Annotated in this window: 19 protein-coding genes; all 19 read right to left on the bottom strand. The window is 69.2% G+C overall.

Annotation, left to right across the window (positions count from 1 at the left end; genetic code table 11):
• Positions 1-173: 173 nt before the first annotated feature.
• The 19 genes from C1N81_RS04350 to C1N81_RS04260 all read right to left on the bottom strand — a co-directional run bounded on the left by C1N81_RS04350 (position 174) and on the right by C1N81_RS04260 (position 21,393).
• Positions 174-1,358, bottom strand: coding sequence for a C40 family peptidase (locus C1N81_RS04350; protein WP_394426957.1), 1,185 nt, complete (start codon positions 1,356-1,358; stop codon positions 174-176).
• Complete coding sequence (locus C1N81_RS04345; RefSeq protein ID WP_394426955.1) at positions 1,355-3,625, bottom strand: hypothetical protein; 2,271 nt, start codon at positions 3,623-3,625, stop codon at positions 1,355-1,357. Before C1N81_RS04345 ends, C1N81_RS04350 begins: the two co-directional genes overlap by 4 nt.
• On the bottom strand, positions 3,622-6,165 hold the full coding sequence (locus C1N81_RS04340; protein WP_394426952.1) for an ATP-binding protein: 2,544 nt from the start codon (positions 6,163-6,165) through the stop codon (positions 3,622-3,624). Before C1N81_RS04340 ends, C1N81_RS04345 begins: the two co-directional genes overlap by 4 nt.
• 15 nt (positions 6,166-6,180) lie before the next feature.
• Positions 6,181-6,762, bottom strand: coding sequence for a hypothetical protein (locus tag C1N81_RS04335; RefSeq protein ID WP_394426950.1), 582 nt, complete (start codon positions 6,760-6,762; stop codon positions 6,181-6,183).
• Positions 6,762-7,049, bottom strand: a complete 288-nt coding sequence (locus C1N81_RS04330; RefSeq protein ID WP_394426948.1) for a hypothetical protein — start codon at positions 7,047-7,049, stop codon at positions 6,762-6,764. Before C1N81_RS04330 ends, C1N81_RS04335 begins: the two co-directional genes overlap by 1 nt.
• A gap of 19 nt (positions 7,050-7,068) precedes the next feature.
• On the bottom strand, positions 7,069-8,196 hold the full coding sequence (locus tag C1N81_RS04325) for a conjugal transfer protein (RefSeq protein WP_394426946.1): 1,128 nt from the start codon (positions 8,194-8,196) through the stop codon (positions 7,069-7,071).
• Positions 8,193-8,465: a hypothetical protein gene (locus C1N81_RS04320; RefSeq protein WP_394426945.1), complete on the bottom strand. Its 273-nt coding sequence runs from the start codon at positions 8,463-8,465 to the stop codon at positions 8,193-8,195. Before C1N81_RS04320 ends, C1N81_RS04325 begins: the two co-directional genes overlap by 4 nt.
• Positions 8,466-8,489: 24 nt before the next feature.
• The gene (locus C1N81_RS04315; protein ID WP_394426943.1) at positions 8,490-9,377 is read right to left on the bottom strand and encodes a hypothetical protein; all 888 of its coding nucleotides are present in this window, start codon (positions 9,375-9,377) and stop codon (positions 8,490-8,492) included.
• A gap of 487 nt (positions 9,378-9,864) precedes the next feature.
• Complete coding sequence (locus C1N81_RS04310; RefSeq protein ID WP_394427443.1) at positions 9,865-11,487, bottom strand: DUF2637 domain-containing protein; 1,623 nt, start codon at positions 11,485-11,487, stop codon at positions 9,865-9,867.
• Positions 11,488-12,216: 729 nt separating this feature from the next.
• Positions 12,217-13,116, bottom strand: a complete 900-nt coding sequence (locus C1N81_RS04305; protein ID WP_394426940.1) for a ParA family protein — start codon at positions 13,114-13,116, stop codon at positions 12,217-12,219.
• Positions 13,117-13,182: 66 nt separating this feature from the next.
• Positions 13,183-14,550: a ParB/RepB/Spo0J family partition protein gene (locus C1N81_RS04300; RefSeq protein ID WP_394426938.1), complete on the bottom strand. Its 1,368-nt coding sequence runs from the start codon at positions 14,548-14,550 to the stop codon at positions 13,183-13,185.
• Between the two features lie 244 nt (positions 14,551-14,794).
• The gene (locus C1N81_RS04295; protein WP_394426936.1) at positions 14,795-15,241 is read right to left on the bottom strand and encodes a Pycsar system effector family protein; all 447 of its coding nucleotides are present in this window, start codon (positions 15,239-15,241) and stop codon (positions 14,795-14,797) included.
• Entirely contained in the window at positions 15,238-15,597 is a 360-nt protein-coding gene (locus tag C1N81_RS04290; RefSeq protein WP_394426934.1) for a DUF7739 domain-containing protein, read from the bottom strand. Before C1N81_RS04290 ends, C1N81_RS04295 begins: the two co-directional genes overlap by 4 nt.
• Complete coding sequence (locus tag C1N81_RS04285) at positions 15,594-16,211, bottom strand: hypothetical protein (protein ID WP_394426932.1); 618 nt, start codon at positions 16,209-16,211, stop codon at positions 15,594-15,596. The genes C1N81_RS04290 and C1N81_RS04285 overlap by 4 nt, the downstream gene beginning before the upstream one ends.
• 58 nt (positions 16,212-16,269) lie before the next feature.
• On the bottom strand, positions 16,270-16,515 hold the full coding sequence (locus tag C1N81_RS04280; protein ID WP_394426930.1) for a hypothetical protein: 246 nt from the start codon (positions 16,513-16,515) through the stop codon (positions 16,270-16,272).
• A 123-nt stretch (positions 16,516-16,638) separates the two neighbouring features.
• Positions 16,639-17,466: a DUF4097 family beta strand repeat-containing protein gene (locus tag C1N81_RS04275; protein ID WP_394426929.1), complete on the bottom strand. Its 828-nt coding sequence runs from the start codon at positions 17,464-17,466 to the stop codon at positions 16,639-16,641.
• Positions 17,467-17,928: 462 nt separating this feature from the next.
• A complete protein-coding gene (locus C1N81_RS04270; protein WP_394426927.1) occupies positions 17,929-18,435 on the bottom strand; it encodes a hypothetical protein in 507 nt (168 codons plus the stop codon).
• Positions 18,436-18,525: 90 nt separating this feature from the next.
• Complete coding sequence (locus C1N81_RS04265; protein ID WP_394426925.1) at positions 18,526-18,753, bottom strand: hypothetical protein; 228 nt, start codon at positions 18,751-18,753, stop codon at positions 18,526-18,528.
• Positions 18,754-18,783: 30 nt separating this feature from the next.
• Entirely contained in the window at positions 18,784-21,393 is a 2,610-nt protein-coding gene (locus C1N81_RS04260; protein WP_394426923.1) for a hypothetical protein, read from the bottom strand.
• Positions 21,394-21,472: the final 79 nt, after the last annotated feature.

Raw genomic sequence — 21,472 nt, 5'->3', positions numbered from 1 at the left:
CGACGCGCAGAATGGGGCCTGTGACCGCCGATCTCCGGCGTCCTGAGGTGATCCTTCCTTGCGTGGGGTGGGAGGCGGCCAGGGGGCCTTACACGCGTTTTTGGCTTCTCCCATGGGCCTCGTGGTAGCCAGAAGCGCTGATCCGGCCTCCTGCTCCGCGATGGGGTACGGGATCAGGCGATGCGGCTGACGGCGAGGATCCGGCCGTGGGTTTTGAGGGCGGCCACTTCGATGACGCGTCCTGGGCGTGGGGCGTGGACGACCAGGCCGTGCCCGAGCGCCATGGCGACGTGCTCGGGGCGGGCAGCGGTGCCTTCGGTGAAGACAAGGTCGCCGGGTTGCAAGGCATCTGCGCGGGGTGGAATCGGGGTGCCGTCGTGGATCTGGGTGTAGGTGGTGCGGGAGATGGTGCGTCCGGCGACGCCGTAGGCGCGTTGCATCAATGAGGAGCAGTCGCAGCGCTGTTGGGGCTGGTTGCCTCGGGGGCTGGTGCAGCTGCCGCCCCATTGGTAGGGGCCGCCGAGTTGCTGTAGGGCCCACTGGATGGCGGTCCGGGCGGCTGGCTTGGTGGTGGCGGGGATCGTGTAGTTCTTGGGCAGGGTGCCTGCCTTGATGGCTGCGTACTGCGTGCCGTCGGAAGGGTCGCCGCCCGCGCAGCCCAGGGAGACGGGGGTCGCACCCAGGGTGCTCTGGCCGGTGTCGGCTGCCGCGCCGAGCGAGGGTGCGATGGCCTTCTGCAGGGCTGTGGCGAGGGGTTCATGCGGGGCGTAAGCGCTGGGCCTGCCGCTCTTCTGGACTTTCTGTGCGGCGACGGTGAGCGGCATCTGCTGCCAGTTCTTCACGGACTTGAGGGCGCTGTAGAACTTCTTTGCCGCATAGATGGGGGTCATGAGCTGGCTGCGGGTGCCCCAGCCCTGTGAGGGCCGTTGCTGGAAGAGGCCGACGCTGTCGCGGTCCCCGTAGCTGATGTTGCGCAGTCCGGATTCCTGGAGAGCGGTGGCGAGCGCGATGATCTGGCCGCGTGCGGGGACGTGCAGCTGGACACCGACGGCCACGATCGCTTTGGCGTTGCCGAGCTGCTCCTTCGGTTCGCTCAGGCCGCTGACGTGGATGTCGTTGCTGCCCTCGAGGAGCCGGTTGACCTGGCTGGTCAGTTGTGTGGTGTCCACGTCGCTGGCGTCGGTGCACTGCTGAGCGTTCTGGGCTGCGGCACTTTGGGCTTGGAACTGGAAGTCGGCGACGCCTGCGACGTGCGCGGCGACGGCGCAGACCAGCAGCAGGGCCAGGACCAGGGCGACGCCGAGGGCGGCGATGCCGCCCTTCAGGCCGCGCCGCGGTATGGGTTCGTTGGTGCTCACCGGCTGCCTCCGCCGGGACGGCGCTGGGTGCGGTCGAGGCGCTGGCGCAGCTGCTGCTGTCGTGGTGATGCTGCGGGCTGGGTGGGCATGGGGTGGCGGGGCTGATGGCGCGGGCGCACCGGTGCGGTGGCCGGGCTCGGGACGCGGGGGGCGGGGCTACGCGTTCCCGGGACGTTGGCCGGGGCAGGCGAGGGCCGCGGTCCACCAGGGCGGGGGCGGGGCCGGGGGGCTGCACCGGGTCCGGGAGTGCCGCCGGGGTTGGGCGTGCTGCCGGGGCCGGGGGTGCCGCCGGGGCGCGGGCCGGGGGGTGTGCCGGGCCTCTGGTTGCCTCCACCGGCAGGCGGACGCAGGCCGGCGCGTGCGGCCGGAGGGGAAGGCCGGGCGGTGCCCGTGCGGGACTTGGGGCCGGAGAGCCGGTTGGCGAGGGAGACTACACCCATGCCCTGGGGCAGTGCGTAGGCGGCGGCGGTGGCGACGTTCCCGGAGGCCAGGGCGGTGCCGACCATCGCGGTGCGGACCAGGGCCCGCATGGTCTTGCGGGCGATCTGCGGGTCCTTGGCGGCGGGTGTGCTGGCGGGCGGGGTGAAGATCGAGCCGTGGGTGCCGCCGATTCTGGCGCCGTACATCTTGGAGCGGAAGCTGTCCCCGATCTGCCGGGTCCGGTTGTTGATCTTCTTGCGTTTCGTGACGGCGGCGATGCACAGCACGTCGATGGCGAGGAAACGGATGGTGAGTTCCTGGCCCCAGTCGGTAAAGGTCGGGTCCAGGACGACGTCGAGGATGACGATGAACACCGACAGCGCGGTGATGGACCACATCATCTGGGCGAGAGAGTGCAGAATGGATCCGCCCCAGTCCCACAGGTAGCCGCGGCCTGCGCCGGGCACGGTGCCAGCCAGCAGGGCTGGTTCACCGCGGATGGCGTCCCAGGCGATGCGGCACTGCGCGGTCAGGAAGGATCCGGCGAGGGCGGAAACCAGGACGGTCACGATGAGGGTGGCGATGAGGAGGAAGATCGCGCCCCCGACCTTGTCCAGGGACGCCTTCTTCGCGGAGGCGACGTCGCCGTGGACGCAGTCCTTCTCGAAAGCCTCCATGGGAGGGCCACCGAACCGGTTGGCACCGTATTTGACGGCTTGGTCGGTTCCCCAGTCAGCGACCCAGCGGGTCGGAGCGACGGAGAGCGGGAGCGCGATGTCGCGGAGCTTGTTGGCGCGGTCGGCGTAGTCCTGGACGCGGCGGTCGAAGGCGAGCTGGCGCAGACGGGTGTCCCCGTACTTCTCGGCGCACTCGCCTTTGAAGACTCGCCCGTACTGCAGCAGCATGGCGGGCTTGACGATGAACGCGTCGGTCAGGGCGTCGGTCATCGGGCGGGAGAGCTGCTGCTCGTCGGCGGCCCGGCCATCGCTTTGCCAGGTGGTGGCGGGATCGGCGTCGAGGATGGCGCCCGAGACCTGCAGGGCCAGGCCGCGCGCGATGGCGACGGCGCCCTCGTCGGTGCCGAGCAAGGTCTGCGGCGGTGAGGCCAGCACGGTGGCGGTCAGCCCGGCCAGGACGATGGTGACGGCGGCATCTCCGAAGCCGCGGGCGCGGTCGCCGAAGAAGATGCGGGTCACGCAGATCAGAGCGCAGGCGGAGAGGAACACGCCGGGCAGGCCCATCTCCATGATGACCTTGGCGTGGATGCTGTCGGCGATGGTCAGAGCGGGGGCGAGGAGGATCTTGGCCAGGCCGAAAGAGAGAGCCCAGCCGATCAGCCAGCAGCAGAACGCGATGAGCCATTTGACGATCATGAAGGTGAGTTCGGTGACCAGGTTCATGACGCCCAGGTCCCAGTCGGTCAGCCCACCGGTGTCGCTGTGAACGCTGTAGACGCTGATGGGCAGGTTGTTGGCATCGGTGACGTTGAAGACCGAGAGGATGCCGCCCTCGTTGGGCAGCAGTTTGCGGGTCTGCTCGGCGATCTCGTCCAGGGCTTCCTGCTGTGCGGCCGCGCCGAACTTCTGGGACTGCTCCCGCACGAGCTCTTGGACCTGCTCGATCTCCTCCTTGGTGGGCTGCTCCGCTCCGAACTGCGGCATCTCTCCCGGGCCGGGAGCGGCGCCGGTGTCGCTGTCTTCGCTCTGGCTGGTGCTGGGGGTGGGAGTGGGGTCAGCGGCCGCCGGCAAGGATCCCAGCGCGGTCAGCACAGTTGCGGCGATCGCGGCCAGGAGCAGCCCGGTACGCAACCGGGCGCGCCCGAGCAGCAGCATTCGGGGGCGGTTCATGCGGCGCCCCGGAAGGCGGCGTTGGGCGTGGAGTGGATGTTGGCGGCAGGCTTGGCGTCGGCAGGGATGAGGATCTTCATCAGGCCGATGCGGCCGGCCAAGTCCCGGTAGAGGCACTCCCCCAGGCGGGCCTGCTTCTCCGCCCCGGTGAGGTTGACCGGGGACAGGTGGCTGGTGACTCGGTCCAGCAGGTCGCTGTCGGCGGGGTCCAGGCCGATGAAGTCCAGGGCGCGGGCGGCGAGTTTGCGGTCGGTCTGGCGAAAGACGAGCTTGTGCGGGATCAGGCCGCGGATGATCAGGCCCTTCTCGCTGCTGGACGGGCCGATGTCGTCGGCGTCGTGGGAGCCCAGGTAGGCCGCTGCTTTGTGCTTGCGGCCGTCACGCAGCAGCTCCAGGACCAGGTCGAGGCCTTCGTCGCTGCTGGTCAGCCACCAGCACTCGTCGATGACGACGACACCGAACTCGTCCTTGTTCGCCATCACCATGTCGCGGGCCAGTGCGGCGATCAGGTACATCACGGCGCGCCCGAGGACCTTCTCGAACTCCAAGCGCTCGATGCGGTGCGCGCTGTCCAGCTCGGCCTTCTTGGGCAGGGCCAGGGAGTTGACGGCGAAGACCACCGCGTCGGCGTCGGCGTCGACGACGGGCAAGTTCTCGTCGAAGACGACGGCCGCGAGGTCCTTGCGGGAGACCGCGCGCAGTTTGCGTGCCAGGCCGTGAGCTGCAGGGTCGTTCTCGCCGCGCGCGGTGAGTTCGTGCATGAGGGCACGCATGCTGGGACGGGGATGCTGCAGGACGGTCTCGACTGCTTCGGACAGCGCCACGCCCTCGAGCTCCATCGGCTTGGTGCCCAGCAGCAGGGTGAGGAAGGACTCGGTGAAGCGTGCGGCGATCTTCGGGCCGCGCGGAGCGAACAGGCGCAGCGGGTCGAGGGAGACCTCGGAGCGCTGCCCGATGCGGATCACCTGGGTGGTGCCCGGGCATGCCTTGGCGAAGCGGACCCATTCCTCCTCGTTGGTGCGGTCGACGATGACGGCGCGCCCACGTGAGTGCGGCTCGCCCGGTCGGGCGCCGCGGGAGAGCACGTTGTAGACGGCGCTCTTCATAGCGACGGACTTGCCCGCGCCGAGTTCGCCCAGGAAGGCCATGCAGGCGCTGGTGTTGGCGTCCCGCGGGCCGCGGGCCGGGTCGAGGAGGACGGGGCGGGCGCCGCCGGAGGCCATCTGTAGTCCGTACAGGCCGCCGCGGTCATCTCCCAGGGCGCTGCCGCACCAGGGCATGGCCATCGCGAAGTCGCGGGCGAGCAGGTACTGGGCGTACTCCAGCGTCACCCGCGGTGTGCGGAAGCCGGGCTGCATGGCCTGCCATAGCTCGCTTTGGGCGCCCAGGGGCCGAGAGAAGGTGTACTCGCCGCTGCCGAAGTCGCTGACGAGGGCTGCTGCCCGGTCCTGTGCGACGTCAGGGGTGTCGCCCCAGACCGCGAGGGTGATCATGGCGCGGACCTCGACTTCGCGGGCGGAGGCGGTGAGCCGGTCGCGGTACTCCTCGGCGTCCTCGGTGTTCTTCGCGATCGACGCGGGCGGGCCGGCCAGGTCGCCGTCGTACTCGGCGACTTGGTTACGCAGGTGCACGATCCGCTTGCGGGTCTTGGCCTCGGCCTTGCGGCCGGGCTCGATGCGCAGCCGGGCGCACCAGTCGACCGGATAGGCGAGGTCGTCGAGCTGCTGCAGGTATGCGGCGCCGGGCAGGGCGAACGCCTCGGGCATCTCCGACAGGGCCAGCAGTGCCTGGTAGGAGTCGCCGCTTTCGCTGGCCACTTGCAGGTAGCGGCGCTTGAAGGGATTGTCGGCGGTGGTGCGGCGGGTGTAGTCGGTGCCGCCTTCGGCCACCACGAACTCCCCCAGTGAGGCGGCGGTGCGGCCGCGGCCGCGCAGCGCCGGCTCGCTGCCGTCGGGCAGCAGCGGTTCGGCAAGGCCGCGGCGGGCACTGTGGCCGTAGATCCACAGGATCTCGGCCTCCGTGGCGGGCCGCATGGCGATGCCGGCCGGCCATTGGGCCTGCATTCGCCTGGCCTGCTCCACTCGCGCGGCGATCTCCGTCTCGGTGATCGGGGCGGGCATCAGCCCGAGCTGCAATGAGAGTTCCGCGCGGGCCGCTCGCCACGCCTCGGCGAGGCCTGCGCTTCGGGAGGGTGCCGGCAGGGGGATGGCGAGCCAGTCGGTACGGCCGGTCAGTTCCATTTCGCCGAGCTGGTCCAGGACGGTGTGACCGAGCTGCTCGTAGCGTGGCGAGCGGGCCAGGTCGACGTCGGCGATCATCGCGGAGACCACCGTGACCGGGTCGACCTGGGGGCACAGCGACAGCAGCATCGGCTCGCCGGTGAGCGCCTTGAACAGTGATTCCAGGGCGGCCAGGCGGCGGCGCTTGGCGGCGGCCGGGGCGTGGGAGAAGTTGGCCGCTTCCACCCGCCACAGTGCCCAGGTCATGCCGTGGGTGGTGAAGAGGAGGTTCTTGGCGATGTGCCGGATGGGAAGGCGCATGGAACTGTCCTTGGTTCAGGGGCGGTGAGGGGTGCGGGCGAGGAGGGCCTGGACGCCGGAGGTGACAGGCGTGTGCGTGGGCGGCGTCGCTGGTGCGGACGTGTGACGGGTGACCGAAGGGCTGGCGGAGGGATGGTCCGTCCTCTCCGGTCCTGCGGGTCCGGGTGTTGGCGCCTCGTGGAGGGTGCATGCGGTGCGGGTGGTGAGAGCGCGGTGCGAGCGGGGCCGCCAGGTGCGGCCGCGCAGGCGCCCGTGGCGGGACGAGGCGAGCAGACGCAGGGTGCTGGCGATGGCGGCCGCCGGGTTACGACCGTCGATGTGCAGACTGCGCAGGCACAGCGCGGCGGCGAACGGAACGATCAGCATGACGACGAGGTCGACCGGCCCGTGCCCGCCCCACAGCGGCCGGGTCAGAGCGAGTGCGGCCGTGGCCGCGACCAGAACCCCGAGCTGGGTCATCGTGTAGGGGCCGAACGGCAGGCGCAGGCCACGCCCGTTGACGCCGCGGATGACACCGTGGACCAGCGGGCTGCGGCGGGCCTTGGTGTAGCAACGGCCGACCGGCTCGCCCTCGGCGACGTGGGGGACGGCGTCCATCAGTGGTCGCCACCGAAGATTTCGGTGGCTCCGCCGCCGTCGTACTGGTTGACGGTCTCGCCGGTGATGTCACTGAGACTGGACAGGTTGGCGGACAGGCCCCACACGATCCCGGCGAAGATCACGGCCAGGATCGTGGGGCCGGGTGCCTTGGTCCTGAAGCCGACGACCAGGACGAAGATGCCGCACAGCAGCGGGATGAACACCTTGAAGACGAGCTCTTTGAAGTCGCTGCCGACGCCGGCGAGGATGCTGACCCAACTGGCGGCAAGGGTGATTTCCTGCATGAGGAACTCCTGATTCGGTTCAGGGGGTGGGGACTGCGGGGGATGTGGGCGTGGGGCGGGCGGGGGCGCCGTCCAGAGCGGCGATCTCCCAGCGGCCCGCACGGGTCTTGAGGGTCAGTGCGTAGGTGAGTGGCGTACGGAGCTGGTCGGCTCCGGTGGCCCGCACGTCGACGAGCACACGCTGGCGGGTGCCGTCAGCGGGCACCTCGGTGGCCGCCTGGCCGGTCTCACCTTCCACTGCGAGGGAGTCAACGGACAGGGCCGTATAGGGCGCGGGGCGGATCGCGGTGATGTGTGTGCCGGGTGCCAGGTAGCGGTCCAGGTCGCCCCGGCCTGCCAGGTACGCGCCGAGGAACTCGGTGATCGCCTTGGTCCGCGGGTCGGTCGACAGGGCCGGCTCCTTCGGCCCGTACACCAAGGGCGGTGTCTTGATGTGCGGTGGGGCCGATACTTCGGCGGGCATCGCCAGCGCCGTGTAGCCGGTGGTCTGACCGCCTGCCGGGCCGACCGCCACCGGCACCTGGAAGTAGTGCAGGGTGTCCGCGTCGGGCTGCGTGCCCTCGTGCGTGGGCTCGGCGTCCGCGCGGTCCCTGGCCTTCTGGGCGGCCTGAGCTGACGTGTTGTCCTGGGGCGTCGTGACGCGGGCGGCGACGGTAACGGACCACACGTCGACGTCCGTCTGACGGAGCCGGACCACGGTCAGGCCCTCGCCCCGGCGGCGATCTGCCTTGCCTTCCAGGCGCGTCTGGGAGGCGGCCGGATAGAAGGCGGCCAGGTCCTGCTCGTCGCCCTCCCCGGCCCTCAGGTAGGCGCCGACGAACAAAGACGCGAACCCAGCTGCTCCCTGCCCGCCGGTGGCTGGCTGCTGAGCGGGGGCTTGGGGCGCCTGACCGTTGCCCGCCGCAGGCACGGAGACGAAGGCCAGCATGCCCAGCAGCGGGCCGAGCACGATCAACGCCCACAGCCCCCACCGGATCACCGCGGCCGTATTGGCCCGGCCTCCAGTCGACCACCCGGCCACCTCACCGGGACCGGCCGCGTCCTCGCGCACCGCGTCGATGACGTCCTCGTCGTGGCGTCGGCCACCGCGCACCGGGCCGCGGCCGTCACGAACCTCGCTTCGCTCTTGCTTGCGCAGGCGGATCATGCGGCTTCCCCCATGCGCAGCGAGTGGCCGCACAGCTCCGCCAACCGCTGACGCATGCGCGCTTCGGGCCGGCTACGCAGGGCCTCAAGGGAGTCGAGTACGGGGGCAAGGTCGTTGTCGTGCAGCAGGGCGCGCAGCCGCTCATGGACCTGCGGGTCGAAGGGGGTGCAGACGAGCGCCGCTCCCAACCGGATGAGTTCCGCGTGCGCGTGGCTGACGCGTTCTTCATCCACGTCGACGACTGCGGTGACGGCAACAGGGGTGGGCATGAACAGTCCTCTCTTGAAGGGGGGTCAGGCGGCCAGACGCATGCGGGAGCATGTGGACCGCAGCCGGGAGACCGCGCGAGCTCGGCGGCGCTGCCACGCGGCAGGGCTGGTCGACTCGAGGGCGGCGGCCGCGCTGTCGCTGAGCGGCTCGGTGCGGTAGTGCCAGGCGATCGCCCGAGCATCGGCGGGCAGCAGCGTGCCGGCCTCCAGCGCGTCCAGGACGAGGCCAAGCAGCTCCAGACGGGAGGCGTCGGGGGCTTCGGTGCGGGGCTGCAATCCGGCACGTGCCGCGGCACTTTCCACGCCCCGGGCACGCGCGTGCTCGGCCGGTTCGGGCGAGGAGGAAGCGAGCATGTCGGCGTCCTCGAGGTCGCAGCCCCACGCCTCCCGGTCCGCGGCGAGCTCCCGGCCAACGTGACGCAGCGTGTCCAACGTGAGGTTCGCGGCGGGGCGGCCAGGACGCGTGTGGATCCGACCCGAGCACGCCACCTCGTACACGGCGGCCACCGTGATCGCGCTGACTGAATCGAAGGACCGGCCACCCCAGTCACGGACTTGCCCCCGGGCGATCCGGGCCGCGGCAGGGATCATCGCCTGCACCACCACGCGGGCGGCCAAGCCGGCCGACTGGCCGCTGGTGGCCGCCCGCCGCAGCAGCATCCGCAGCATCGCATCGGCCACCGGGGCAACCTCGCGGACCCGGCTGCGCAGCACCGACAGCAGACCGGCCAACCCCACCTGCCGGACACCGGCCACACCGGCCACCTCGGTCACGACACCGGCCAGCCCCGCCTCGGACAGCCAGGCGGCCACCACGCTGTGCATCCCGTCCTCGGCACACAGCAGCGCCCATTCCTCGTCCAGGCGCTGGAACGCCCCACTCGCAGCGGGGGCAACAGTCGATGCGTTCACGGCACGTCTTCCTCTCGGATCTCGTGCCCTGAACTCTCCTCACACCGGCTTGCCCGGCGGCTTGCCCAATCCCCTATTGGCGCAGGTCACCGGCTTGCCCCTTCAGGGGGCAAGCCCTCTACACCTACTCGGGCAAGCCCTCCGCCTGCCGGGCAAGCCCTCAAGAAGTGCGCTGGGCAAGCCCGCCCAAAACCGTGCGGAAGCGTTCCTGTGGCCGGGCCGACCAACCCTCCAGCCCACCCCTTGTGCGCAGCTGCGCACAAGCACCTCCCCTGCCCAGCACAGCTGCGGTCGGCCACTGGCCGGTGGCCGGTCACATCGGATCGGCCACCGGCCACCCACATCCAGAACGGCCACCGGCCACACCCCGCGAAGCGGCCACCGGCCACCGGCCACCCATCCAGAGACGGGCAGCAATCACACCCACACAGCACAGTGGCCGGTGCCCCATCGGGACACCGGCCACCGGCCACTCACGAGCAGGATCTCAGTTGCCGACCGACCGCAGATGCGCACGCGCCTGCGTACGCCGCTGCTCCGTCACGTACTCCACGGCCTTGGCCAGTCGACGTCGGCCGGTGCGCTCAGGCACCCCCAGACGGCGCGCCACCTCGGCCCCCGACAGCTTCTCCCCCGCCTTCTCCGCCTCGACCAGCCACCCGGCGATCGTCACAATCTGTTGCTGTTGCGGATCCAGTACCGCCTCTCCAGGAGCCTCCTCCGGCACCCGGGCAGTCGCCTCTCCGGTATCGAGAACCGACGCGCTGAAGCCCGCGGACTGCTCTGCAGACGAGCTGCTCAACCCCGGCTCAGGATCCGGCACAGCATCCGCGCCCGCCTCCCCTGCACGCGGCTGCGGCACCGAGCCCCCATTCTCAACGTCCGGAGCGCCAGCCGAAGACACCTCCCCGGAGCCGTCGGCCATCCTCGCCGACGCCGAAGCCGCCGCCGTCGTCTGCTCGCCCGCTCCTTGTCCCACAGAGGTCCGGGCATCGCCTTGCGTGTGAACGTCAGACGTGTGGGCAAGCCCCCGTCCCACCTGGGCAAGCTCTTCTCCGAGCCGGGCAAGCCCAGGCTGGGGCGCACGACGATGCGAGACAGCCGACTCAGTCAGCACGGCATCCCGCGGCCACGGCTGCTCCTCACCGTTGCCCTCCCCTACCGCTTCTCCGGTGCCGGCTAGGACCGCGGTCTCTTCCTCCGCTGCGAGTGTTACCAGCTGCTGCCCACGCCGCCCCTGCTCCGGGACAGAAGAGGGAGCTTGAGCGTTCGGGTCGTAGTCCCCCTGGTACGCCACCTCGCGCGGCGCCGCGAACCACTGGCTCGGCACATCGGCGATGGCCTCCTCCACCACCGGCGCCTCCGCCGCGACCGGCGACGGTTCCAGCTCCGGCTGCGCCGCGACCGGCGCGGGCGGCAGCAGCTGCGGCTCGATCCCGGCGGCGGCGAGCCCGGCCGGGGCGGTCTCGGCCAGCGGCACCCCGTACCGCGCGAGGCGCAACGGCATCAGCGACTCCACCGGGGCCTTGCGCCGCCACGCCCGGCCGAAGCGGGAGCGCAGCCGCGCCTGGTAGACGAGGCGCTCCTGCTCCAGCTTGATCACGGCGTCGTAGGAGCGCAGCTCCCACAGCTTCATCCGGCGCCACAGCAGGAACGTGGGCAGCGGGGAGAGCAGCCAGCGCGTGATGCGCACGCCCTCCATGTGCTTGTCGGCGGTGATGTCCGCGATCCGCCCGATCGCGTGCCGCGCCGCCTCGACCGCGACGACGAACAGGATGGGGATGACGGCGTGCATGCCGGTGCCGAGCGGGTCCGGCCAGGCGGCGGCGCCGTTGAACGCGATCGTCGCGGCGGTCAGCAGCCAGGCCGTCTGCCGCAGGAGCGGGAACGGGATCCGGATCCAGGTCAGCAGGAGGTCGAGGGCGAGCAGCACACAGATGCCCGCGTCGATGCCGATCGGGAAGACGTAGGCGAAGTTCCCGAACCCCTTCTCCAGGGCCAGCTCGCGGACGGCCGCGTAGGAACCGGCGAAACCGATCCCCGCGATGACGACCGCACCAGCCACCACCGCTCCCACAAGCCACCGGAGCGGCCGACTCAACCTCGGCACCTCACCCTCGCCCTGGGCCACGTCAGCCACATCTCCTCACCTCACCTGAACAACTGATCGCCCCACCCTGTCATGTACGGCGATCACAGCGCCTCTCTCTGACATCCGTAGCTCCGGACCGAGCAAGAACCGTGACCATCCGCAACGGCGAGCGGGGGTTGGATGCAGGGTTGTCCCTTCCGTTGGCGCAACCGTGGTTTCCATAGTTGGCCCTTCGGTTGGACTATTGGTTGTTCAGTCCGATTCCCAAGTTGACGCATCTGCGCAGGTCAGGCCCAGCGGGCAAGCCCTCGGCCAACGCCGACACCTCTATTTGGGGTCCAAATAGAGGTCATGAGTTCTGTTGTCCGCTGGCCACGTGGCTGGTGGTCATACGCCGGCCCTATCTCCTCGTTCCTACGTCGCCCGCTCGAGGGTCTCCTCGCCGGGGCGCTCAGCTCCGGCTCCCGTGCAGGTGGATAGCGGGCAGCGTGATCTCAGATCGCCGAGTCGAGCTGGGCCGGTGGGCTGGGGCTCGGCGGGCGCTGTCGCTGCAACGGGAGCGAGACTTCGGCATCACTCCCCTACCATCGCCACAGTCCCTCAGCCTGCTCGTCGGATAACTCGGCAGTCCTCAGGGGCTGGGGCGGCTCGGTAGTCGGAGGCCGGACCCGCCCGACGGTCCGTTCTTCACGGAAGACGGCTTCGTTGTCGTGCGGGGCTGACACGGTATTCCGTCGGAATACCGTGTCAGTACTTCCTCCGGGTGGAGTTGAGCCGGGGGAACCCTAGTGCATCTGCGACCGCGGCGATGTCGGGCAGTGACTTGTTGGCGGGCGCAAGAAACCGAAGGGGCCGCTGACGGACGATCACATCTTTGAAGCGGATGCTTCGGCGGATGATCGGAAGTAGCTTCGGTCCCCATTCCTCGTGGCCGCGGATGGTGCGGATCACGTCGTCCGTAACCGCGCCCTTGCCTCGGTCTACGGACCCGTCGTCCTTCAACGGGATGTTCGTAGCGAGGATGTGATCGACCTCTGCTTTGAAGCCGAAGCGTCGAAACTTGCGGTTCCCTCGCTCCAGAGTCTCTTCGAGGTCCTGTAGACCGATGACGTACTTGAACTCGTCCGAGACGCAGCCGACGATCTCAGGACCGACCATCGCGATGGAGAGGAGCAAGATCCCGAGGGTGGGGCCACAGTCGAAAAGAAGGACGTCTAGCCGGCCTTCCGGCAGTTGCTCGTCCAGCACGTTCTGTAGCCAGAGCACTCCCCCGGCGTCCAGCCCGAGGGTGACTTCGGCGTTGGACATCTCAGGAGTACCCAAAACCAACTCAAGGTTTGGGATGGTCTTGAAGCACTCGTCGTCCTCTCCTGCCTGGATGCGGTAGCGCGCCGGAACGATTGCTTCGGTCAGGACAGCATCGCCAGTGAGGACGTCAAAGATCGTGGCCTGGCCCTCGGGAGGGTCTTGGTAGCCAAGGATGTGCGATGCAGTGCGCTGTGGATCCATGTCGGCTACGCCGACCTTCCAACCTCGGTTGGCGAGTTCGACTCCGAGGTTGATGACGTCCTGGGTCTTGCCGGCTCCTCCGGCGATGACGCTGAAGGCCAGCATCCGCGTGGTCTGTGCGGCGGATGGTGCTGCCATGTGGGCTCCTGTAGGAGAGGCTCTGGTCTATTCCGACGGAATACTGGGGCGCCTGGGTGCCGACAGCTACTTAGGCGCAGCCTCAGTGAGCCGGGTCCGCTCCCAGTCGGAAGGCTCATAGCTCGCCGCCTGGGTCAGGTAGCTCAGGTACTCCCGGTCAAGGTCATCCCACTGCAGTGAGGTGGCTCGGAGTTCTGAGACTGCCAGGGCCAGCGCAAAGGCTACGTGCGCGCTCAGCTTTGAGTCGGCCCACTTGGCAACGAGGGCGAAGTACTCCTCAGGGGACGCTGCTTGCGGACCAACTGGTGGCTGGACTCCGGTCAGCCACGCGTGCGCTGTCCGTCGGGCTTCCTGGTCCGGAGACATCACTAGCGCAGGAGCGACCAGGCGGAGCGTCTCGCGGGGGTTGCTCGGCACCCCGGCCTGGACAAGCGACTTGCACGCTGCGCGTCGACGAAGGCTGGCCTCCTGTCCGGGGTCAGACTGCGTTTCCGGCTCGCTCGAGCTGCTAGCGGCAGCTCGTAGCTCAGCAGGTTCATCCTTTGGACGCTTCTGTGAAGGTACGGGCGCCGTGGCCTTCCCGATCTTTTTGGGCTCCTCTGCCAAGGACTCGCCTTCGGGCTTGCTGGTCCCCTCCGCATTGCTGCTTGCCCCCTGCGGACTGCCTGGAGCACCGTCCGACGGCTGGAGAGCTCGAGCGCAAGCGACGGCCGCCTTGAGTCCATGCGCCTGCATGATGTTCCATGCTTCACGCCGAAGCTCCGTGGAATCCAGACGGTCGAGCAGCACCTCCGCCTCGCTAACGGGCAGGCCATCCATGACTGCCTTCTGTACCTCGTGAGGGAGCTTCAGGAGCTTCACGCGGCGAGAGATGTGTGGCTGCCTGCAGCCCGTCTGCTGTGCAACTTCAGATTGTGTGAGCCCGTCGGAAAGGGCTTCCTGGTATCCAGTTGCTTCTTCAATGGCGTTGAGCGGCACGCGCTGCATGTTCTCCGGCAGCCCCAGAAGCCGGGCCCGCGGGATCTTGGAGTTTGTGACCTTTGCTGTCGCCTCGGCGATCCCTGCGCGCTCAAGGGCAGCGCGCCGGTTGTGACCAATCAGGAGGACATAGTCCTCCACGGGTGCACTGCCGAGCGCTTCCTCTAGGCGCTGCGCCCGTTCGGTCTCGCCTCGTGTTGCTAGCCGCTCGCGCCAGTACTCAAGGAACGGGCCGACTTCAGCGACCGACAGATCCTGCAGGAGGCCGCCCTCTGCCTTCATGGACTCCGCCATGCTCTCAATGTCTTCATCGCGGTAGACGATGCGAGGGTTGAACGGGTTGGGGTGTAGTTGCTCAAGTGGGATGCTGATGACTTCCGTTGCGTCCGGGTCATCCCAGATCGCCCTTTTCTTGCGCTTCCCAAAAGTCATGGTGGGTCCGGACGCACCGGCCATCGAACGCTCCTGTGGCATGAGGCTGTTAGATGCACGACCATAGCGACATCGCACCTGGGCTCTGCGTCCTGGTCTGTATTCCGTCGGAATATCTCCCCGTGTTGGCTCCCCTCCCGCAAGCACCTGTCGTATTCCGACGGAATACAGACCAAGCCCCATGAACGCAAAGAGGCCCGGTTGCCGTGACTTGTCACGGCAACCGGGCCGGAGGTGGACGAACGCAGCTCAGCCGGGGGATGGGGGATTACCGGAGCGCTGACAGCAGGGCGGCGGCCAGGACGAGCAGGGACGCAGCGGTGATGTCGCCAGCCAGGCGCAAACCGAGATACTTGCGCTTGGCGATCTGGGAGAGACGGATGACGTGGCCTGCCTGATCGGTCGGCTGCTGCAGGTCGTCGAGCAGGCTCTCGGGGTTGCACTGCGCCCAGTAGAGGAAGCTGCCGCGGTGGGCGTTGCCCAGGTGGGGGCGGACAACCAGTAGCACCGTCAGCATCGCGGCAACCAGTCCGATGGTGCCTAGGCCGACCAGGACGCCCGAGGCCGGGGGGAGGTCACGGCCGGGGATGGCGGCGACGAGGGCTGCCAGGGGCAAACTGAAGGCGGTGAGGAGCACACCGGCTTTGCCGTCCGTGCGAGCGATCTCCGCGAGAACCGTGGTGGTCGCTGCCTCCAGGCGGTTGTCGATGCTCATCGAGGAGTCCCGCCGTGCGCGACGCTGGTGAGCGACCATACCCAGGGCTCGCGCGACGCAGCGGACGTGGCCGCCGCGCGATGCAGACGGGCGGCAGTCTCGCGGTACTTCGGCTGCAGGCGCCTGCTGGTGGCGGCGCGGCGCAGCAGGGTGGCGAGGTGCGCGGCCTGGGCGGGCTCGATGATCTGCTCACTGCTCCCGGCGTGCTCCAGGAGGTCGGTGAGCGGGCGGTGTTCCTCGGCGTTCAAGGCCCAGGGCAGGTGGGTGGCGAGGTCGCGTAACGCTTGGGTGCTGTAGGTGTCGACGCCGAAGAAGTCGCTGCCGTGGCTGGTGGTCAGGACGACGTGGTCGCTCATGCTGTGATGTCTCCCGTGCGCTCCTGGGCGGTTGAGGTGTCGGCGCGGGAGGAAAGGAGTTCGAGCAGGTGGGCCGGTCCGTTCACGACGGTGCTGCCCTGCCCGGTTTCCAGCGTGTACTGCTGCTCCCAGTCGACCGCTCGTTTAATGCCGACGCTGTAGTGGTCGGGCTGGAAGCGCAGGTATTGGCCGGGAGCCAGGTAGAAGGTGGCGGTGCCGTCCTCGTGACCGTGCCAGAGTTCGGGCTTGCTGAGTGGGTTTTGGTCTTGGCGCCCGCCCAGCGCCCAGTGGAAGACGGCCGATGATGCGGCATGTGAGCTGGCTGAGCGGGCGATGTGCTTGGGCATGGCGGTGTCGGCCGAGCAGGGGGTCGTGCCGCGACGGTCGTGGCGTCGCTGTGCCCGGGCGGCCTTGAGGAGAGCGTCCGTGATGACGGCGGTGGCCAGGCCGATGGCGGCGCCACTGGCGAGGCGGCTGGCGGGGCTGTGGTCGTCGCTGGTACGGCGGTGAGTCCAGTGGCCGACTCCTGCGCCGGCGGCGAGTCCACCGAGAGCGGCCGTGCTGTCGAGCAGGTGGAGGCTGAGGGTGCGGAGGGTGCTGGGAGAGGAGCGCATGAGGTTCCTTTGCAGTGGAGTGTTCCGGCCCAGGGTTGCCCTGGGCCGGTCGGGGGGGTCAGTCGGTAGTACTGGCCTCGTGGCTCGCCCGGTAGCGCTTGGTCTGCCTCAAGATTTGGTTGCGCTTGACGTCGAGGACGCTGGCGATGTCCTGCTGCGCGCCGTGGTAGCGGCTTTGGAGGCGGTCGATCTCCTGCCAGAACTCGGTCTCGATGCGCTCGCGTTCTTGCTCGCGGCGCTGGCTGGCCTGGGCGACCTGGGCGCGCAGTTCAGCGCGGGCCTGGTCGTCGGGGCGTGGGGGCATGGGGCTGGCTCCATAGGGGAGTTGGGGGACACTGTTTCTGCCCCCTGTTCCTTTCTGGAGCGGGTCGGAGGCCCGGGGCGGTCGGCGAACCTTGGCCGGGATGGCGGCCGCCCCGGGGCGAGTTCACCAGACGCGGCCGTTGTGGGTAGAGGTCTTCAGGTCCAGGTGACCGGTGCCGCGCACTCGGATGTTGCCGTTGTGGGTGCGGGCGGCGAGGCGGCCGGAGGATGCCGGGGTGGCGTTGATCGTCACGTCACCGTTGTGCGTACGGGCGGAACCGCGACGGCCGTTGTAGGCGCCAATGGTGATGGAGCCGTTGTGCGTGCTGGCCTCCAGCTCGGTGTCGACGCTGTCGACCAGGACGGAGCCGTTGTGGGTCTCCGCCTCGAGCACCTTGACGCCGCCCGCCTGGAGCGAGCCGTTGCGGGCGTCGAAGCGGATGGTCTCCAGGTCGCCACGAACGGTCGTCTCCGCGTTCTTCGTGTTGACGGTCAGCGAGGAACCCGCGGGCAGGATGATGTCGCAGGTGATCGTGCCGGTCGCGCCGCCAACCTTGGCGCCCTGCTGCGCCACGACCTGGCCGTCTGCCACGACGCGCTGGCCGCCGACCCAGACGTCGCCGTCCCTGATGGTCACGCCGGTCATGGTGCCGGTATTCACGACGCCGCCGCCGAAGCTGAAGCTGGAGCCGCCGAACTGCACGACGCTGCTGCCGCTGTTCCCGCCAGTGATGTCGTCGGGGACGGCGACGGTGAGCTTGTTGCCGTGCTCAGTGAACTTCGTGCTGTTCACCGCGTCGGCGACGGGGCCTTCGGTGGCGACGGTGTGTACGCGGACTCGGCCGTAGACGGCCGTGGGGTCGACGGTGACGTTGACCGCGCCGTTGGAGACCGACAGGTCCAGCTCGATGGCGTCGGTGGTGTTCATGACGTGGATCTGTTCGCTGGTCAAGGCTTCTCCTTGAAGGGGTGGCAAGGGCGGGGACCGGGTAACCCCCGCCTCAATAATGCATCCCTAGAGGATGCATTTCTAGAGATTGGCATCTTCCGAGGATGCTTTTTTGTTGGTGCAGGTCAGCGGCCATGGTGTCCGCCGTGGCGTCGGCGCGTCTTCTTCAAGCGCGGCATCAACTGCTCCATGCGCCGCGCAGCCGGTTGGGGCGGTGCGGGTAGCGGGGCCGCCGACGAGGGCGGCTGGTCCGGCCCCCTGTCCCGTCCGTGCAGGTGCACGGACGGGACAGGGACCCGTCAGTTCAGATGCCGGCATCGGGGAAGCGGAGGGCCCTGCGCGCGGATGTGGCCTGGGATCTGGTGCGGGAGGGCGTATTCCGGCGCGGGATCCGGCATCGGCCCGTCAGTAACCCGCCAGTCTCCGGCTTACCGTGTCTGGTCGTGCGACGCGCGCGGCGGCTACTCATTGCTCGATCTTGTTGCGCTGTCGGGCGAGGCCGCTCGCGGTGATGTGTGTGGAGGTCTGCTGTATGTGGATCTGGCCGTGGAGGTGGGTCTCGACATGGGGCGGGGCTTCGCTCATGGCTTTGCCGAGGCGCTTGGCGAGGACGGCCAGGGAGCCGATGAAGGCGACGGCTCCGCCCACGATGACGCCGACCATGACAACTCCCTCGGTGGTGATGCTGTCGAAGATCAGGCTTGCGCCGTAACCGATGCCGACGGCTCCGGCTCCGGTTGCGGGTGCGGCGATGGCGGTGCCGAGGGCCCATTTCGGGGCGTGCCCCCAGATCGAGGGGTCGTGCTGCGGCACGGGCTGGGCTCCGGTGGGCGTGGTGGGGGAGTTGTCGCGGTAGGAGGTCGGTCGGTGCTGGGCGAGCAGCTCGGCGATGTCGGGGCGGACGCCGGGGCGGGCCTGGGTGACCTGCTCGGCGAAGCGTGCGGTGACTTCGGTGTCGGTGAGGTGGTCCATGGGCGGGCTCCGTCGCGGGTGAGCGGGCATGTGGGAGGGCCGCCCCGTGTGCCGGGGCGGCCCTCGAACAGCGCTGAGTTACGGGGTTGGTCAGCGGCCGGAGACGGTGTTCACGGTCTGTGAGGCGGTCTCGGCGCCGGTGCCGAGCAGGCCCTGGACCATGTCCATCAGGTCGGCGCCCCACGGGGTCGCGGCGAAGGCGATCCAGAACAGGGACACGGCGATGAACTCCTTCTTCTTGAAGCCGGAGTCCTTCCACATCCAAATGCCGAGTCCGCCGGCGATGATCAGGAAGATGGCGGTGGTGGTGATGGTCATGACGGGTTCTCCAAGGGGTGTGGTGGCGGGTCAGGCGTTTGCGGGCTCGTGCTCGTCGAGCGGTTCGAGGGTGTGCCAGTCGCGGCCGAGCTGCGTCAACTTGCCGCGGCGGGCGAGGGACTTGGTGGCGCCGGCGACGTTGGTCGGCTTCAGCTCGGTTTTGTGGGCGATCTGGCTGTTGCGGCGGGCGCCGCTTTCGACGGCGTGCCAGACGAGTTGGGAGCGGGACGGGGGGACGAGGTTGTCGAGCTCGTCGTCCTCGTCCTGTTCGTCCTCGTCGGTGGCCGGGCTCACTGGTGCGGTGGGCGTGGTCGGGGCGGTCGCGGTGTCCACGGTGGTGCGGTTCTTCCTGCGGGCCTCTTTCTCTTTCTCGATGAGGTCGCGCAGGTACTCCTCCTCATCTCCTGCATTCATGTGGCGGTAGTCCTCGCGGGCGAGGTAGGCGACACCGGCGGGGCTGGCGTCGGCGGCCGCGTCGGCCTCGGCCTGGGTGAGGCTGGGCCGGTCGTAGGCGCGTGAGAGGCGGGCGGGGTTGGTGTGGAACATTGCGCGGGACTGCGTGTACTGCGCGGATCCGTCGGCGGCGTAGAAGGTGCCGGCCGTGTCCGAGCCGTCGGGGAACCGCTCCGGGATGGGTTCCAGTCGGAACTCGGGGGTGCGCGAGCCGAGGCTCATGATGTCGACGTCGGAGCGCGCGGTGCGGAACAGGGCGATGTTGCCGGACTGGAGCATGTCGCGGATCGCGTTGGCGTTGCTGTCCTGGCCGATCGAGTCGAGGTTGGGGATCTGGACCCAGATGCGGGCGGACATGCCGGCGGCGCGGGAGAGGCGGCCGGTGGAGGACACGCCGCGCAGCAGCGGCTTCACGTGGGCGGCCTGCGGGTTCTTCAGGACCATCTCGTTGAACTCGTCGTAGGTGATGGCGACGGGGCTGAACGGCTCTCCGGGGACGAAGAAGCTGCGGCCGTTCTCGATGAAGCCCTCGGAGTCGAGCCATTGCAGCTTCTGCTGCTCGCTGAAGCGGTAGTCGCTGACGTTGTTGGAGTTCTGTGCCATGAGCATGGCGCCGTACGAGGACTTCACGAGCCAGTCGAGGTCGCCGAACCAGGGCGCGTATCCGGCGCCTCCCTTGCCGTCGGCGAGCCAGGAGACGAATCCGTTGATGCGCTGGGCGAGCTGCAGGTCTTCCTCGAGGCTGGTCTTTCCGGCGCCGGTGATGCCGGAGCCGAAGCTGTGCACCGCTGAGGCGGAGGGCGCACCGGACAGCCCGCGGCGGGTGGGGTCGAACTTGAGCAGGCGCCACTTGGTGGGCTCGCCGAACACGTCCCGGCCGACGATCACGTAGCCGTACTCGTCCATGACCAGGGCGTCGAGGTCGAGTTCGACTCCTTCCTGGAGTGGGTTGCGGGTCATTTCGTTGACCTCGATGCGGCGGGCGTCGAGCATCCGCAGGTGCAGCCGGGAGACGGCGTCTTCACCGGGCAGGTCGAGGGCCTGGGCGATGGCGCGGGGCTGGACGTCGGCGACGGAGGAGCCACGGCGCGGCATCAGCAGCTTGAACTTGCGGCCGTTGTCGGTGTGCTCCACGTCGTAGAGCTCGGCTCCGGCCCAGGGGCTGAACTCCTTCCAGACGGCAGGGAGGTTGTCCATGTCCAGCTCGGCTTCGGTCAGGGCGCGCAGCCGCACCGTGAGTTTGGCGCGGTTGGCCGGAAGGTCGTCGGGCCGGTAGAGGTTCACATTGCGCGGAGGGACTTCGAAGGCGATGGAGACCGCGTCCTGGCCGACAGCGAGCGCGCTCTTGGCGGTTGTGGACAGGACGATCGCGGTGAGGGTGTCGCCGTCGATGCGGACGTCGCGCAGGGTGGAGAAGGGGAGTTCGCCGCGCTCGGCGGCGATCCACTCGTCCCAGCGGGCCAGGTACCAGTCGATGTCGTGCAGCTGCGCGCTGCTCGCGGCGGCGGGATCGGGGCGGTCCCATACCCAGGTGCCCCAGCTGGCGCTGAGGGAGGCGACGGCGGTGTGGGCCCACCAGGGCATGGTGGCGAGGCCGGTTGCGGGGATGGCGGCGAGGGGGCCCGCGCGCAGGGCCATCTCGGTCGGGCTGTACACGCGCCACCAGCCGGTCTCCCAGTTGGGCAGGACCTTGTCCCAGACGGCCCGCAGCAGGGTGCAGCGGGCGCGGCGGGCATCTGCGGTTGCGCTGCGGACGAGGCGGGGCCGCTGGTCGTGCTCGTACCAGCCGTGGCCGATGGCGGCCGTGGGGACGAGGAGGTTGTCGCGGCCGACGACCGGGGCGAACTCGTGGTCGCTCTCCAGGCGGCGGCGCATACGGCGGATGGTGCGGCGGTAGCCGCGGCGGCTAGAGCGGCACATCCACTCCCAGGGCTCGCCCTGACCGGGCAGAAGGCGCCAGGGGCCGGGCCGAAGGCCGAGGGCAGCCCACCCGAGCGCGGCCGCCGACGCGCCAGCGGTGGTGTACAGCAGCGGGTCGCCGGACAGCAGGCCGGATGCGGCGCCGAGTCCGGTTCCGAGGTAGAGGCCGGGGTTGTTGATCTGCGCCACCTTGGCCTGCAGGAAGGTGAGCTCTTCGGTGTTCTCGCTCTCGGGGGTGTCTTTCCTCGGTACGGTCGTGGCCGTCATCCGGTGCGCTCCAGTGTCCGGGTGTGAGGAAGGGCGGGGCCATCGCGCGGCCCCGCCCTTTCGCGGTTGCTGTGGTGCA

The sequence above is a fragment of the Streptomyces sp. SGAir0957 genome, from assembly GCF_043523415.1.
The sequence above is the reverse complement of the archived record's forward strand: the minus strand, read 5'-3'. Positions and strand labels throughout refer to the sequence as shown.

Bases quoted from the DNA above. Each gene is read 5' to 3' on its own strand.
- C1N81_RS04345 (WP_394426955.1), bottom strand. From the start codon at position 3,625: ATGAACCGCCCCCGAATGCTGCTGCTCGGGCGCGCCCGGTTGCGTACC.
- C1N81_RS04340 (WP_394426952.1), bottom strand. From the start codon at position 6,165: ATGCGCCTTCCCATCCGGCACATCGCCAAGAACCTCCTCTTCACCACC.
- C1N81_RS04335 (WP_394426950.1), bottom strand. From the start codon at position 6,762: ATGGACGCCGTCCCCCACGTCGCCGAGGGCGAGCCGGTCGGCCGTTGC.
- C1N81_RS04330 (WP_394426948.1), bottom strand. From the start codon at position 7,049: ATGCAGGAAATCACCCTTGCCGCCAGTTGGGTCAGCATCCTCGCCGGC.
- C1N81_RS04325 (WP_394426946.1), bottom strand. From the start codon at position 8,196: ATGATCCGCCTGCGCAAGCAAGAGCGAAGCGAGGTTCGTGACGGCCGC.
- C1N81_RS04320 (WP_394426945.1), bottom strand. From the start codon at position 8,465: ATGCCCACCCCTGTTGCCGTCACCGCAGTCGTCGACGTGGATGAAGAA.
- C1N81_RS04305 (WP_394426940.1), bottom strand. From the start codon at position 13,116: ATGGCAGCACCATCCGCCGCACAGACCACGCGGATGCTGGCCTTCAGC.
- C1N81_RS04300 (WP_394426938.1), bottom strand. From the start codon at position 14,550: ATGGCCGGTGCGTCCGGACCCACCATGACTTTTGGGAAGCGCAAGAAA.
- C1N81_RS04295 (WP_394426936.1), bottom strand. From the start codon at position 15,241: ATGAGCATCGACAACCGCCTGGAGGCAGCGACCACCACGGTTCTCGCG.
- C1N81_RS04290 (WP_394426934.1), bottom strand. From the start codon at position 15,597: ATGAGCGACCACGTCGTCCTGACCACCAGCCACGGCAGCGACTTCTTC.
- C1N81_RS04285 (WP_394426932.1), bottom strand. From the start codon at position 16,211: ATGCGCTCCTCTCCCAGCACCCTCCGCACCCTCAGCCTCCACCTGCTC.
- C1N81_RS04280 (WP_394426930.1), bottom strand. From the start codon at position 16,515: ATGCCCCCACGCCCCGACGACCAGGCCCGCGCTGAACTGCGCGCCCAG.
- C1N81_RS04270 (WP_394426927.1), bottom strand. From the start codon at position 18,435: ATGGACCACCTCACCGACACCGAAGTCACCGCACGCTTCGCCGAGCAG.
- C1N81_RS04265 (WP_394426925.1), bottom strand. From the start codon at position 18,753: ATGACCATCACCACCACCGCCATCTTCCTGATCATCGCCGGCGGACTC.
- C1N81_RS04260 (WP_394426923.1), bottom strand. From the start codon at position 21,393: ATGACGGCCACGACCGTACCGAGGAAAGACACCCCCGAGAGCGAGAAC.